Origin of the sequence: uncultured Phyllobacterium sp. (assembly GCF_902479695.1) — a bacterium.
Taxonomy (GTDB): Bacteria; Pseudomonadota; Alphaproteobacteria; order Rhizobiales; family Rhizobiaceae; genus Phyllobacterium; species Phyllobacterium calauticae.
In genome coordinates, this window is record NZ_CABSQF010000003.1 from 105,520 (window position 1) to 119,731 (window position 14,212).

Below are 14,212 nucleotides of genomic sequence, written 5' to 3' on the forward strand. Positions count from 1 at the left end.
ATTCACACTTGATTAGGTCGTATTTTATATTAGAAATGCGGCATGGATCTGCGTCAGCTGCGCTACTTTACCACTGTTGCCGAGGAACTGCATTTCGGGAGAGCTGCGGCGCGGCTCAACATGACCCAACCGCCGCTCAGCCAAACCATACTCGCGCTCGAAGAGGAGATCGGCGTCGAACTGTTCACGCGCACCAAGCGCAGCGTCGCGCTGACGCCTGCGGGCGCCCAATGGCTGGACCATGTGCGCAAGGTTCTGGACGCAGCAGGCGCGCTCCCCGGCGTTGCCCGGCAGCTCGCGCACGGCACCATGGGCAGTTTGAAACTCGCTTTCGTCAGCACAGCCGATTACAGCCTGCTGCCGGCACTGCTCGGCCGTTACAAGACGGATTATCCCGGCGTGCAGATCGCCCTGCAGGAGGCAACGAGTGACGTGCAGATCGAAGCGCTTCTGAACGGAGACATTCACGCCGGCTTGATCATCCCGCCGTCGCAGACCAGCCTTCACGCTTCTCTCACCTATCTGTCATTGCTTCAGGAGGAACTTGTCGCTGCGGTCCCGGAGGAATGGGTGGCATCCGGCAGGTTGGCTCTCTCCAACGGAGCGCTCGACATCAAAGGCGCTCTGTCGGAGCCACTGATTATCTTTCCCCGCCGCAGCGCACCGGCCTTTCACGATCTGATCACCGGCTATTATGCCGGCAATGGTGCCGTCCCATGCATCGGGCAGGAAGCTATCCAGATGCAGACAATCATCAGCCTGGTCTCAGCGGGGATGGGAATCGCGCTGGTGCCGGAATCGCTGCGGAATCTTGGCCGTGCCGGCGTTCGCTACCTGAAACTGTCAGGCACGCCGCCACGGATCGAGACCGGGCTTGTCTGGCGCCGAGACGATCCGTCGCCGGCGCTCAGACATCTGATTGATATTGCCTCGGCGTTCAACGGATCGCCTTGACGAGATCCTTGTCGGGAAAACAGGTGGCAGGCAGGCCCTGTTTCGTTTGCCAATCACCGATGGAACGCCGTGTCTTGAAGCCCGGAAAGCCGTCGGCTCCCCCGGCGTCATAACCCTTTTTTTCCAGCGCCTTCTGCAAACCGGCAATGTCCGAGCGATAGAGCCCGCCGACATCACCCCAGCCGGCGGAAAAACCCTTCGCACCATTGGCGATGCGGTCACCCACATGCCCGATGAAGAGCGCATAGAGATCGCTCATATTGTATTCCTTGATCACGTAGAAATTCTTGGTGACCACAAAGGCCGGGCCGTGACGCCCGGCAGGCATCAACAGGAAGCCCTCGCGATTGGTTTCGCTGGCCGGAAACGGCTTGCCGTTGACCCGGGTGATGCCAAGCTTGGCCCATGCGGCGAAAGGCTTGCCCTGATCCGGGCCCTCCAGGGAGCAGCTGACAGTCTGCGGAACGCTGACTTCATAGCCCCAGTCGCGGCCGCGCTGCCATCCATACTGCGCGAGATAATGACCGATGGAACCGAGCGTATCGGGAACGGAATTCCAGATGTCCCGCTTGCCGTCGCCGTCAAAATCCACTGCATGTTCGAGATAGGATGTCGGCATGAATTGCGGCTGGCCCAGTGCACCTGCCCACGAGCTTTTCATGCTTGCAACGCCGATATAGCCCTTTTCCACGATCTGGAGCGCAGCCAAAAGCTCCTTGCGGAACATGTCCTTGCGCGTTGCCATAAAGGCTTTTGTGCCGAGGACGGCAAAGGCGTTGTAAGGGATTTTCACGCTGCCATAACCGCTTTCGCGCCCCCAGATGGCAAGAACGATCGGCCCCGGAACGCCATATTTGCTTTCAACCGCTTTGAGGATTTTGGCATACTGGCCAGACCGCGCTACGCCACCCGATGTCACCGCGTTGACTGTCTTGTCGTTGAAATACTTGCCGGGAGAGCCGAACTCGGATTGCCGCTGCTCCTTGGGCGTCTGCGGTTTTTCGCCCGGCATGACCAGGTCAGGCAAATCGAAATTGAGCGTGACGCCCGAAAACGCCTGATCAAAAACCGCTTTGGAAATACCCTGCGTCTTGGCTTCAGGCCAAAGATCGTTGACAAGCCATGCTCGGAACTGTGCTTCAACTTCCGGTTTTGAAGCGGCCAACCCGGCTGTTGCATGGAGAAAGATCGCAAACAGCGCCGCAAGAGCCAGTCGCATCGGACGTCTGATCAAAAGCCTTCTCCCTATAAAGAGGTCCGCGCGCGCAGGGCAGCGGCCAACGTGCCCTCGTCCAGATAGTCGAGTTCCCCGCCGACCGGAACGCCATGCGCCAGCCGCGTGATACGCACGTCAAAATCCGCAAGCTGATCAGTGATGTAATGAGCCGTCGTCTGCCCCTCGACCGTCGCATTGACGGCGAGAATGACCTCCTTGATCTCGCCTTCCGCCACGCGGCTGACAAGGCTGCCGATGTTGAGATCGTCTGGACCAACACCATCCAGCGGCGACAGCCGTCCGCCAAGCACATGATAGCGGACATTCATTGAACCGGCCCGCTCCAGCGCCCAAAGGTCGGCAACATCCTCGACCACAATCAGCGTCGCCCGTTCGCGACGCGGATCGGTACAGATCATGCACGGATCAGATGTATCGACATTGCCGCATGTGGAGCAGATACGCACCTTGTCCGCTGCGTCCTGCATGGCAGAACCCAACGGGATCAGCAGCGCTTCCTTCTTCTTGATGAGATGCAGCGCGGCGCGGCGGGCGGAACGCGGCCCGAGCCCCGGCATTTTGGCCAGAAGCTGGATCAGGCGTTCAATTTCGGGACCGGCGATTCGTTTCGACATATCGCCGGTTTAAAGCAAATTTTGCCCATAGGGAATCGGAGACGCACCGCGAACTCAACCCAAGCGAAAAAGAGACCGTTATTTTACAACTCTGCATTCGTTGTTGCCACTCACCAACCAAGCAATGATCGAACGGGCGCTGAAAAGCGTGATCACAGTTTGAGGGCAGAGGCAGCAACACCGTGTCAGCCGGTGCATCGGGAGAATGGGCTACCCGACTGTGGCAACAGCCTTGCCTTCGACCTTGGAGGTGAACTATGCGGATCTTTCCGTTTAGCATCACACTTGTTTTAAGAAAAACCCGGACGAGCTGGTCATGGACCGTCCGGGTTCAATTTAAATAAGGAAACGGGTGATGGGCGAAAGCTCATCATCCACTCCAAGAGCAACATAAACTATCGCAGTGCTATTTCCAATAAACTTGTGATTGTGCAGAACGTGATCAGAACGGCAGTTTGAAGCCCGGAGGGATCGGCAGACCCGCTGTCAGTGCCTGAGTCTTTTCCGCCATGATGGCTTCAACCTTGGCTTTTGCCTCGTTATGGGCAGCGATGATCAGATCTTCGAGAATCTCGACATCATCTTCCTTGAAGAGCGATGGATCAATCTTGAGCGAGGTCAGCGCCCCCTTGCCGGACAGCTTGACCGTGACGAGACCGCCGCCGGAATGGCCCTCCGCCTCCAGTGCCGCGATTTCTTCCTGCATGGCAGCCATCTTGCCCTGCATTTCCTTGGCCTGTTTCATCATGCCCATAATGTCACGCATGGGAAAAACTCCTTTTGATCAATCATCTTCTTCGACGGGGGCCAGCGTATCGTCGCCGGAGCCGATCCCGTCCATGCCGTCGGGGTCGCCACCTGCCTGCCCGGCGGGTGTTGCGATCCGTACATTGATAATCTTGGCACCGGGGAACCGCGACAGGATCGCCGCGACATCCGGATCGGCGCGCGCATCGCTGAGCATGGAATCGCGCCGGGCCGTCTCGGTTTCATTGATGGTTCGGCCACCCTGTTCCCGCGACAGCGATACCATCCAGCGCGTACCGGTCCATTCGCTGAGTTTCTGCGACAGGTCTGTCAAAAGCGTTTTTGGCGCGTCGTCGGTCAGATTGATCTCGAGCCGTCCCGGCTTGATGCTGACAAGCCGCACGCAGTTCTTGACCAGTATCTTGAACTGCATGTTGCGCTGCTTGTCGGCGAGCGCCACGATATCAGCGATGCTGGTGACGGGAACAGCCGGCGCCAGTTCTTCCGCAGCCGGTTGCACCGGCACAACAGGTGCAGGCTGTGCCGATTGTTCAACCAGCCGCATGGTGGCACCACCGCTGGAGGTCACGGAACTGCGCAGCGGTGCAACAGCGTCCGCCGGCGCAGCGCGGTTCATCGTCTCGCCGCCGCCATTGCCGGGACGCGGGCCATCGCTTCGCGGAGGCTGCAGGGAGGAAGACGCCCCATTTTCCAGCGATTTCAGGGCTTCATCCAGCGTCGGCAAATCGGCTGCATGCGCCAGCCGGATCAACAGCATTTCTGCAGCCTGGACCGGGCGATTGGATGCATCCACCTCGGCAATGCCTTTCAGCAGCATCTGCCATGTCCGGGAGAGGACCCGGATGGAAAGCTTTTCGGCATAATCCCGGCCGCGCAGGCGTTCATCCTCGGACAGGGAGATATCGTCCGCGACATCCGGGGTGAAGCGAATACGCGTCACCAGATGGTTGAAGTCGGCAAGATCGGAAAGAACAACACTGGGGTCCGCGCCGACATCATACTGGGCACGAAACTCGCGCAGGGCGGAAGCCACATCACCGCGCATCAGCATCTCGAAAAGATCGATGATCCGGGCGCGATCCGCCAGCCCCAGCATGGAGCGGACGGTCTCGGCGTCGACATTGCCCGCACCATGGGCGATTGCCTGATCGAAGATCGACAGGGAATCGCGCGCCGAACCCTCGCCCGCACGGGCGATCATCGCCAGGGATGCGGCATCAACCGTGATGCTCTCCTTGTCGGCGATCTTCTTCAGCAACGCCGTCAGCATGTTCGCGTCGATACGGCGCAGGTCAAAGCGCTGGCAGCGCGACAGCACAGTGATCGGAACTTTACGGATTTCGGTGGTAGCGAAGATGAATTTGACGTGGGGCGGCGGCTCTTCCAATGTTTTCAACAGGCCGTTGAAGGCCTGATTGGACAGCATGTGCACTTCGTCGATGATGTAGACTTTGTACCGGGCCGAAACCGGGCGGTAGCGAACCTGCTCGATGATTTCACGGATGTCATCGATACCCGTATGCGAGGCGGCATCCATCTCGATGACATCGACATGGCGGCCTTCCATGATCGCCTGACAATGTTCACCGGGAACAGACAGGTCGATCGTTGGCTTGTCGATTTCAGCTGTTTTATAATTGAGGGCGCGGGCCAGAATGCGGGCAGTGGTGGTCTTGCCAACACCGCGCACACCGGTCAGCATCCACGCCTGCGCAATGCGGCCGGTCTCGAACGCATTGGTCAGGGTCCGAACCATCGGCTCCTGACCGACCAGATCGTCGAAATTCTGCGGGCGATATTTGCGGGCAAGCACGCGATAGGCGCTATCTGCCGTTTTGGTGTCCATCCCGGTTGATTCCGCTCCTGCATTACTCTTCATGGCGCTAATTGTCCGATTCTGACATTCGCATGTCTCGCGTGATGTCAAATTCGTTCCACCAGGCAAGTTTGTACCGCTGCACACCGCAGCGTCAATGCCGGATCACGGCTTTAAAGAGGATAAAGGTGGGAGGCTGGCACGGCGACCCGTGCCTGGCTCGTTGGGGCTGCTTCCTTCCGGACCTGACCCGGTTGGCGAGTGGCTCGTCCACCACCAACCTCCCGAGGCTCATATCGGCAATCTTTGCGCAAAAAGCAAGCGGGACGACAAAAAAACTGCTAATTGTTGCAAATCATGACGTTCATACTCGATAGCAAACTTGCAGCTGATACGATTCCCATTGCAAGGCTGGGCCTTTGCGATCTGCGCCTGATGAATGACCGGCGCTGGCCTTGGCTCATTCTCGTGCCGCAAAGGGCTGATATCAGCGAGATTCACGACCTTACCCCCCTCGACCAGACAATGCTTGTCTTTGAATCGGGCATTGCCGCACAGGCGCTCAAGGCTGTCGTCAATTGCGAAAAGATCAACACCGGTGCTCTCGGCAATATCGTCCGGCAGTTGCACCTGCATATCATTGCTCGCAACACCGGAGATCCGGCATGGCCCGGTCCCGTCTGGGGCTATGGCACGCGCGAACCCTACGGCGAAAAAGACGCACGGGACTTTGCGAACGCCATTCTCAACGCTATCTAATCAGCATCATCACACAGTCCCATTCCGGACCGGTCTTCTGGAGCCCCACTTATGTCATTTCGCCTTTATGATGTACCGGAAGCGGAAGCGAGCCGCTTCGTCGGCTTTGCCGGCAACAGGATAAACCGCCACGCTGAAAACCGCAGCGATGATGTGGTGACGGTCGCGCTTGCAGATGCAAAGGCGCGCATGCTGCTGATCGGGCAAGGCCAGATATTGTTGTCGCAGGGCAATGACATAGGCAATGCCTTTTTCGACCTTGAAGAAGCCGCCGCGCTGCTGCCCAATCCAAACAGGACAATCTATTTGGGAATGCAGGAGGACATGCCGGTTCTCGCTGCTGTGAGCGGTATCGATCTGGCAACCCTTCCCGAGACAATCAAGGCCGTTGAATACCGCCCTGTCTACACGCAAGGCCTCATACCCGAAGATCAGCTGGGCGCCATGGCGCAAGCCGTTTCGCTGCTGACGTGGCATGAGAATCACCGCTTCTGCGGACGCTGCGGCACGGAAACGGTGATGCACGATGGCGGGTACCGGCGCACTTGCCCGAATTGCGACGCCCAGCATTTCCCGCGCACCGATCCGGTTGCCATCATGATGGTGGTGCGCGGCGACAAATGTCTTCTGGCCCGTGGGCCCCATTTCGGACCGGGCATGTATTCCTGCCTTGCCGGGTTCATTGAACCAGGGGAAACCATCGAAAATGCCGTGCGGCGCGAGACGCTGGAAGAAACCAACCTGCCTATCGGCCGGGTAGTCTATCACGCATCGCAACCCTGGCCGTTTCCCTATTCGCTGATGATCGGCTGCCATGCGGAGGCTTTGTCCGACGACTACACGCTCGACAAGGCTGAGCTGGAGGCGGGCCGCTGGTTCACACGCGATGAAGTCGCCCTGATGCTCGACCGGACACACCCGGAAGGATTGATGACGCCGCCACCCGGCGCCATCGCCGCCCATCTGATCCGCAGCTGGGTTGAGAGCGGGGTTTGAGCCCTACCAAGGTTGAATTGAAAATATCGCCCAATTGGTATATATCATTGTCATATCTCAAAAGAGGTGCGACATGGAAAAAGCCAAAATCTTCTGGTCCGGACGCTCGCAGGCCGTACGCCTTCCAAAGGAGTTCCGATTTGACGCCACAGAGGTTCGCATACGGCGTCACGGGCAATCCGTGATTCTTGAGCCGGTGCCGGAAAATTGGACTTGGCTGGATGCCCTTACAGGCCCGTTAGACGACGACCTTGTAAAAGCTGCGAGCGAGAAGCCAGTACCGCAGGAAAGACCTGATCTCGACTATTTCAAATGAAATTCTTGCTTGATACCAACGCCATCATTGCGTTGCTGAAAGGCAATGAACGGCTGCACAGCCGACTGCGTCGACATCAGCCGCAGGATTTTGCAATCTCGGCCATTGTTGCCCATGAACTATTTTACGGAGCCTACAAATCACAGCGCGCCGTTCAGAATGTCGGCCTTGTTGAAAGCTTGCAATTCCCGGCACTTGAGTTTGATCTGGACGACGCCAGACATGCGGGCGAGTTGCGCGCAAAGCTTGCGCGCGCGGGCAGTCCCATCGGCCCTTACGATGTTTTGGTCGCAGGGCAGGCCCTTGCACGGTCTCTGACCCTCATCACACGCAATGTCCGTGAATTTCAGAGGGTCGAGGGACTCGGCGTTGAAAACTGGGAGGATTAGACCGTCAATCTACTCTTCCTCACCCTGGCTGCTGCGAAACGTGGTATCCGCCGGATAGACCCCGAGAACCCGCACCTCCTTGGAGAAGAATTCCAGTTCTTCCAGGGCATGGGCAACGTTCTTGTCGTCCGGATGCCCTTCAATATCGGCGTAAAACTGCGTGGCAGTGAACTTGCCGTCAATTTGATAGCTTTCCAGCTTGGTCATGTTGACGCCATTGGTGGCAAAGCCGCCCATCGCCTTGTAGAGCGCCGCCGGAACGTTGCGCACGCGAAAGACGAAGGTCGTCATCATCAGCTCGTCGGATGTGCGCGGCGCCCACTTTTTCGTCTTGTTCAGGACGACGAAGCGCGTGACATTGTTTTCCGTGTCCTCGACATCCTCTTCCAGGATATCGAGACCATAAAGGCTGGAGGCGAGCCGTGGTGCGAGCGCGGCCATCGTCTTATCCTTGACGTCGGAGACCAGCCGCGCCGCACCTGCCGTATCCCCGGCAATGACCGGCTTCCAGCCGTTCTTGCGGATGTATTTGCGGCACTGGCCCAGCGCGTGGATATGGCTGTGAACCGTGACGATTTCGCTGCGTTTGGTGCCCGGAAGAACCATCAGCTGAAAATGGATCGGCAGAAAGTATTCGCCGACAATATGCAGGCGCGATTCCGGCAAGAGGTGGTGGATGTCCGCGACACGTCCGGCGATCGTGTTCTCGATCGGGATCATCGCCAGATCAGCCGCACCACTTTCAACCGCATTGAACGCATCCTCAAAGGTCGGGCATGGCAACGGCTCCATGTGCGGAAACATGTTGCGGCATGCGGTGTCGGAATTGGCACCCGGTTCGCCCTGAAAGGAGATGCGGTTGGTCTTGGCCATAATCAATTGCCCTTTATTGAAGTAAGAATGTCACGTGCCCGCTCAAGATCTTCCTGGGTATCCACACCCAGTGGCACCGAATCAACGATCTCGACATCGATGCGCATGCCGGCTTCCAGCGCGCGCAGCTGTTCCAGCCGTTCGCGCTGTTCGAGCGGCGACGGGCCAAGGCTGACGAATCGCTGCAGAGCTGCACGGCGATAGGCATATAGACCGATGTGGTGGTAGAGCGGGCCGTTGCCGTAGGGAGCCGTCGCACGCGTAAAGTAGAGCGCCCGCATTTTCCCGGTGCCGATATCTGACCCGACGATCTTCACCACATTCGGATTGGTCTTTTCATCTTCCCTGGTGATCTCAACACACAATGTGGCGATATCGGCGGGACCTTCACGCAGCGGCAGGAGCGCGCGTTTCACCAATTCCGGATCAATGGTCGGCAGGTCGCCCTGGACATTGACGATGGCATCAACAGTGCCTTCCGGATCAAGTGCCAGCAAGGCTTCATAGATGCGGTCCGAACCCGATTCATGGTCGCTGCGTGTCATGACCACTTCAAGCCCGTGGGCTTCGACCGCCACCTTCACCTCGGCGCTATCCGTGGCAACAACGGCACGGCCAAGGCCGGCCGCCAGGGCACGTTCAGCCACATGCACGATCATCGGCTTGCCGGCAATATCGGCCAATGGCTTGCCGGGCAAGCGTGTGGAGGCCATGCGGGCGGGAATCAGGGTCAATATTTTCATCGTCATAAGCACCCTACGGTGTCAAAAAGTCTCAGGCAGAACTGCCCTTATATGTGTTGCAAGTCTTGAGCAAAAGACCTAGTTTCCGCGCGATCACGAGGGGACTCTCGTCAAGTTGTGCAGCGGTCTGCATTGACCAGATAATGAGAACCTCCGCAAGAGGAGCAATGATCGACAATGGATTCGAGCGCATTCAACAAATATGCCATGGCGTTCCTGGCAACAGTTTTCGTTGTCATGACAGCGGGCATCCTTTCGGATTTCTTATTTGATTCCCGTGCGCCCGAAAAACCCGGCTTTATCATCCAGGCCGCCGAAGCCGGCGGTGAAGGTGAAGCCGGCGCGCCAGCCGCAGCAGCTGCGGCCGTGCCGATCGCAACCCTGCTCGCATCGGCGGACGCAACGCGCGGTGAAGCGATTTTCAAGCGCTGCCAGGCTTGCCATACCGGCGAAAAGGGCGGCGCGAACAAGGTCGGCCCGAACCTCTGGGACATTGTCGACCGTCCCATGGCCACGCATGAAGGCTTCAGCTATTCCGGCGCCATCAAGGATTTCTCCAAGGGCGGCAAGGAACTCTGGACATTCGACCATCTCAATCACTTCCTGACCTCGCCCAAGGGCTATATCAAGGGCACTGCCATGGGCTTTGCCGGTGACAAGAAGGACAATGAACGCGCAGACCTGATCGCTTACCTGCGCACGCTCTCCGACAGTCCAAAGCCGCTGCCTGCTGCCGATGCCGCGCCAGCCGGCGGTGAAAAGCCAGCCGATGCAGCAAAGCCTGCAGATGGCGCTGCGCCGGCACCGACAAAATAAGTCAGCCGTCAATTCCAAGGGAAAGCCGGGTCCTGTGCCCGGCTTTTTTGTATCCGTCAGCCTGATCCTATCAAGACTGCGTGTTTTTTTGCCGAAGGTCTGTTCTCCGCCGCATTTTCTCTTAGACTGACCAAAAAAGAGAACCGTGGAGATCTGATTTGCAATTCCGTCCGCTCGTTGCCAGCCTCGCGCTCCTTGCCATGACAGCCGTGTTTCCCCTATCGAATGCACGGGCTGCGGATGCTGAATGGCGGACGGCGGTCAGCGCTCTGGGCAAGCCGAAATACGGGCCGGACTTCAAGCATTTTGATTTTGTGAATCCCGATGCGCCCAAAGGCGGAACCTTGAATCAAATTGCTCAAGGTTCATTTGACAGCCTCAACCCCTTCGTCGTCCAGGGAACGTCTGCGGCGGGGCTTCCGGGCGGAACTATCCTGGGTGGATATCTCTACGATACGCTTCTCAGCCGGGCGCTTGATGAGCCGGCAACAAATTACGGTCTTCTCGCAGAAGCAGTTGCTTACCCAGATGATTTTTCCTGGGTAAAGTTCCGCCTCAACCCCGCTGCAAAATGGCATGATGGACAACCCATCACCGTCGATGACGTCATCTGGTCGTTCGATACCCTGAAAGCGCAAAGCCCGATTTACAACAAGTATTATCATGATGTGACAAAGGCCGAGAAGACCGGGGACCGAGAGGTTACCTTCACGTTTGCGAGCGGCGGGAACCGTGAGTTGCCCAGCATTGTCGGCGAGTTTCCCGTCCTGCCAAAGCATTGGTGGGAAGGCACCGATCAATCCGGAAAGAAGCGCGACATCACCAAGCCCACGACGGAAATCCCCCTGGGCTCGGCTGCCTACAAAATCGAAAGCGTCGACTTCGGCAAGACCATCGTATGGAGCCGGGTAGCCGATTACTGGGGCAAGGATCTCCCCACCAATGTCGGGCGCAACAATTTCGATCTTATTCGCTATGAATATTTCCGGGACGCAAACGCCATGTGGGAAGCCTTCAAGAAGGGGGGATTCCAGGATTACCGCGGCGAGCCGAGCATCGGCCGCTGGATGCGTGGCTATGATTTCCCGGCATTCACCCGGGGTGATGTCGTCAAGGCCGTGTATCCACAGCGGTCGTCTGGTCGCATGCAAGGATTTCTCCTGAACACACGCCGCGACAAATTCAAGGATATCAAGGTACGCGAAGCCTTGAATTTCGCCTTCGACTTTGAATCCATGAGCAAGAATGCATTTTTCGGTCAATACAAGCGAATAGACAGTTATTTCTCCGGCACGGAACTCGCATCAAGCGGCGTCCCGACAGGCAAAGAGCTGGAGATACTTCAAGCGGTTAAAGGTGAAGTACCGGAAGGGGTTTTCAACGAGGAATTCAAGAACCCGGTTTCTGATACGCCGCAGGCGCAACGCGATAATTTGCGCAAGGCCGTCACGCTTTTGCGGGAGGCTGGTTATGATCAGAAAAATGGAAAGCTCGTCAATACAGCGACTGGTCAACCTCTGACCATCGAATTTCTGGCGGACGATCCGGGCAATGAGCGTACGATCGGACCGTTCATGACGAATCTGCGTAAGCTAGGCATAGATGCGCAAATACGAGCTGTCGATGCTGCCCAGTACGCGGCCAGGGTCAATGATTATGATTTTGACGTGATGGCAATCGCCGGGATCGGGCAAACGCTGTCGCCAGGCAACGAGCAACGCGATTTCTGGGGATCCAGCACCGCAGACACGCCTGGCGGGCGCAATTACATGGGCATCAAAAACCCGGCCATCGACAAGCTGATCGACAGGGTCATCTTTGCCAAGGACCGCGAAGAGCTTGTTGCGGCAACCCATGCGCTCGACCGGGTCCTGCTGTGGAATTACTATGTTGTTCCGCAGTGGTATGACGACAGGGTCAAGATCGCCTACTGGAACAAGTTCGGCATGCCTGAAAAACAACCGGATTATATCGGTGTCGACCCGCTTTCCTGGTGGATTGACCCTGCCAAGGAACAAGCTCTGAAAGCCCACGCGCAATGATGGCCGGGCGTCTCAATCGCCGCGATCTGCTGAAATACTCCAGTGCAGCGGCTTTGTCCGCCCTCACTCCGCGTCTGGCACTGGCGGATGTGAAGACGGATGTTCCGCTGCATGGTCTTTCCGCCTTTGGCGAGCTCAAATATCCGAAGGATTTCACGCATTTCGAATACACCAATCCCGATGCGCCGAAGGGTGGTACATTCTGCTTCTCGCCGCCGACATGGTATTTCAACCAGTCGACGCAGACATTCAACACGCTGAACGGTTTCGGGGCACGCGGCGATGCACCGCCACGTGTGGAATTGTGCTTTGATTCCTTGATGACATCAGCGCTGGACGAGCCCGATTCCATTTATGGCCTGGTTGCTGAAAGCGTTACGGTTTCCCCGGACAGGCGGACATTCATTTTCAAGTTGCGCCCGCAAGCGCGTTTTCACGACGGCTCCCCCCTGACGGCCCACGATGCGGTGTTCAGCTATGAGACGCTCAAGACAAAGGGGCATCCCGATCTCGTGGTGATGATGGCGGAGCTCACCGAAATTGTCGCCGAGGATGACCATACAGTGCGTCTGACCTTTTCCGGCAAGCATTCCGGTCGCGCCATTCTCGACATAGCGGCAGGGATACCGATCTTTTCCAAGGCGTGGTACGCCACGCGGGATTTCGGCGCATCGACACTGGAAGCGCCTCTCGGCTCGGGAGCCTATCGCGCGGGCATGATCCTTGCCGGTCAAACGATTGAATACGAGCGCGTTGCCGATTACTGGGCAAAGGATTTGCCGGTCCAGCGCGGCTCCAACCATTTTGACCGCATCCGCATCGAGTTCTTTCGCGACCGGCAACCGGATTTCGAATCCTTCAAGAAGGGCGATATTTACTGGCGCTCCGAATCCGTCGCGAAGACATGGGCGACCGAATACAATTTCCCGGCCATTCAGCAGAAGCGCGTCGTCAAACGTGAGTTCTCCAGCGAAAAGCGGCCGGTGATGCAGGCCTGGGCTCTGAATCAGCGCCGGGAACAGTTCCGCGATCCGAGTGTGCGCGAAGCCATCGCGTTGTGTTTTGATTTCGAATGGACCAGCAAGAACCTTTTTTACAATGTCTACAACCGGTCGCAATCGCTGTTTGAGAAATCGGAATTTCGCGCCGAAGGCAAACCTTCCGCCGAAGAGCTGGCCATTATGGAACCGCTGCGCGACAGGCTGCCGCCGGAGATTTTCGGCGATGCGGTCCTGCAACCCGTATCGGATGGTTCGGGCCGCGACAGAAACAATCTGCGCCGCGCGGTCGAATTGATCACCGCAGCGGGTTATACGCGGCAGAACGGCAAATTCGCCGATGCCGGCGGCAGACCACTCAACCTGGAAATGTTGATCCAGGCGGAAGTCTTCACACGCTCGTCGGCACCTTTCATCAACAATCTGAACGCCATCGGCATCAATGCCACCCTGCGACTGGTCGATCCGGCGCAGTATCAGGTCAGGCTGCAGGACTTTGATTTCGATATGATAGGCGCTGCCTACTCCCTTGGTTCCACGCCGACACAGGAGAGCCTGCAGGCCATCTTTGGATCCAAATCGGCTGCCATGCCCGGATCGACCAACTTCGCGGGTATTGCGGATCCGGCCATCGATGCGCTCATCCAGAAAGTCGGTGAGGTGAAGTCACGGGCAGAGCTGGTCACGATTATGCGTGTTTTGGATCGGCTCTTGCGTATAAGGCGTGACTGGATTCCAAATTGGTACAGTGCGAATCACCTCATCGCCTATTGGGATATGTTCGGCTTCAAGGAGCCCAAACCCGATTATGGCTTTCCGGTTGAAACGCTCTGGTGGCTTGACGAAGCAAAGGCAAAGGCAATTGGCAAGATTTAAAATGATATCTCCTGG

At 57.5% G+C, this 14,212-nt stretch carries 14 protein-coding genes and 1 other RNA gene; 8 read left to right on the forward strand and 7 right to left on the reverse strand.

The features are described 5' to 3' along the window. Nucleotides 1–42: 42 nt before the first annotated feature. Nucleotides 43–954, forward strand: a complete 912-nt coding sequence (locus tag RDL77_RS02920) for a LysR family transcriptional regulator (RefSeq protein WP_288191743.1) — start codon at nucleotides 43–45, stop codon at nucleotides 952–954. Here RDL77_RS02920 and RDL77_RS02925 read toward each other — a convergent pair. The 5 genes from RDL77_RS02925 to ffs all read right to left on the reverse strand — a co-directional run bounded on the left by RDL77_RS02925 (nucleotide 938) and on the right by ffs (nucleotide 5,674). Next, nucleotides 938–2,173 carry a lytic murein transglycosylase gene (locus tag RDL77_RS02925; protein WP_288191823.1) on the reverse strand — a complete coding sequence of 412 codons (1,236 nt, stop codon included), beginning with the start codon at nucleotides 2,171–2,173 and terminating at the stop codon, nucleotides 938–940. The two genes, RDL77_RS02920 and RDL77_RS02925, sit on opposite strands and share 17 nt — an antisense overlap. A 26-nt stretch (nucleotides 2,174–2,199) precedes the next feature. Next, nucleotides 2,200–2,805, reverse strand: a complete 606-nt coding sequence (recR, locus tag RDL77_RS02930) for a recombination mediator RecR (protein WP_288191745.1) — start codon at nucleotides 2,803–2,805, stop codon at nucleotides 2,200–2,202. Nucleotides 2,806–3,247: 442 nt separating this feature from the next. Continuing rightward, nucleotides 3,248–3,571, reverse strand: coding sequence for a YbaB/EbfC family nucleoid-associated protein (locus RDL77_RS02935; protein ID WP_091878585.1), 324 nt, complete (start codon nucleotides 3,569–3,571; stop codon nucleotides 3,248–3,250). A gap of 18 nt (nucleotides 3,572–3,589) precedes the next feature. After that, nucleotides 3,590–5,452, reverse strand: a complete 1,863-nt coding sequence (locus RDL77_RS02940; RefSeq protein WP_288191748.1) for a DNA polymerase III subunit gamma/tau — start codon at nucleotides 5,450–5,452, stop codon at nucleotides 3,590–3,592. Nucleotides 5,453–5,577: 125 nt separating this feature from the next. Further along, nucleotides 5,578–5,674, reverse strand: an RNA gene (ffs, locus tag RDL77_RS02945) — signal recognition particle sRNA small type. Nucleotides 5,675–5,743: 69 nt separating this feature from the next. Here ffs and RDL77_RS02950 point away from each other — a divergent pair. The 4 genes from RDL77_RS02950 (at nucleotide 5,744) to RDL77_RS02965 (ending at nucleotide 7,849) form a co-directional block, all read left to right on the forward strand. After that, nucleotides 5,744–6,148: an HIT domain-containing protein gene (locus RDL77_RS02950; RefSeq protein WP_105736783.1), complete on the forward strand. Its 405-nt coding sequence runs from the start codon at nucleotides 5,744–5,746 to the stop codon at nucleotides 6,146–6,148. Between the two features lie 51 nt (nucleotides 6,149–6,199). Further along, nucleotides 6,200–7,144, forward strand: coding sequence for an NAD(+) diphosphatase (gene nudC, locus RDL77_RS02955; RefSeq protein WP_288191749.1), 945 nt, complete (start codon nucleotides 6,200–6,202; stop codon nucleotides 7,142–7,144). A gap of 73 nt (nucleotides 7,145–7,217) precedes the next feature. Further along, complete coding sequence (locus RDL77_RS02960) at nucleotides 7,218–7,460, forward strand: antitoxin (protein ID WP_288191750.1); 243 nt, start codon at nucleotides 7,218–7,220, stop codon at nucleotides 7,458–7,460. Further along, nucleotides 7,457–7,849, forward strand: coding sequence for a type II toxin-antitoxin system VapC family toxin (locus RDL77_RS02965; protein ID WP_288191751.1), 393 nt, complete (start codon nucleotides 7,457–7,459; stop codon nucleotides 7,847–7,849). Before RDL77_RS02960 ends, RDL77_RS02965 begins: the two co-directional genes overlap by 4 nt. 9 nt (nucleotides 7,850–7,858) lie before the next feature. Here RDL77_RS02965 and RDL77_RS02970 read toward each other — a convergent pair whose 3' ends face one another. Beyond that, nucleotides 7,859–8,722, reverse strand: coding sequence for a prephenate dehydratase (locus RDL77_RS02970; RefSeq protein WP_288191752.1), 864 nt, complete (start codon nucleotides 8,720–8,722; stop codon nucleotides 7,859–7,861). 2 nt (nucleotides 8,723–8,724) lie between these two features. Continuing rightward, nucleotides 8,725–9,477 carry a 3-deoxy-manno-octulosonate cytidylyltransferase gene (locus RDL77_RS02975; protein WP_288191753.1) on the reverse strand — a complete coding sequence of 251 codons (753 nt, stop codon included), beginning with the start codon at nucleotides 9,475–9,477 and terminating at the stop codon, nucleotides 8,725–8,727. Between the two features lie 165 nt (nucleotides 9,478–9,642). Between RDL77_RS02975 and RDL77_RS02980 the strand changes: the two genes are divergently transcribed. The 3 genes from RDL77_RS02980 to RDL77_RS02990 all read left to right on the forward strand — a co-directional run bounded on the left by RDL77_RS02980 (nucleotide 9,643) and on the right by RDL77_RS02990 (nucleotide 14,197). Continuing rightward, the gene (locus tag RDL77_RS02980; RefSeq protein ID WP_223611997.1) at nucleotides 9,643–10,281 is read left to right on the forward strand and encodes a cytochrome c family protein; all 639 of its coding nucleotides are present in this window, start codon (nucleotides 9,643–9,645) and stop codon (nucleotides 10,279–10,281) included. Between the two features lie 200 nt (nucleotides 10,282–10,481). Beyond that, the gene (locus tag RDL77_RS02985) at nucleotides 10,482–12,323 is read left to right on the forward strand and encodes an extracellular solute-binding protein (RefSeq protein WP_288191824.1); all 1,842 of its coding nucleotides are present in this window, start codon (nucleotides 10,482–10,484) and stop codon (nucleotides 12,321–12,323) included. Continuing rightward, a complete protein-coding gene (locus RDL77_RS02990; RefSeq protein ID WP_374042653.1) occupies nucleotides 12,323–14,197 on the forward strand; it encodes an extracellular solute-binding protein in 1,875 nt (624 codons plus the stop codon). Before RDL77_RS02985 ends, RDL77_RS02990 begins: the two co-directional genes overlap by 1 nt. Nucleotides 14,198–14,212 lie beyond the last annotated feature (15 nt).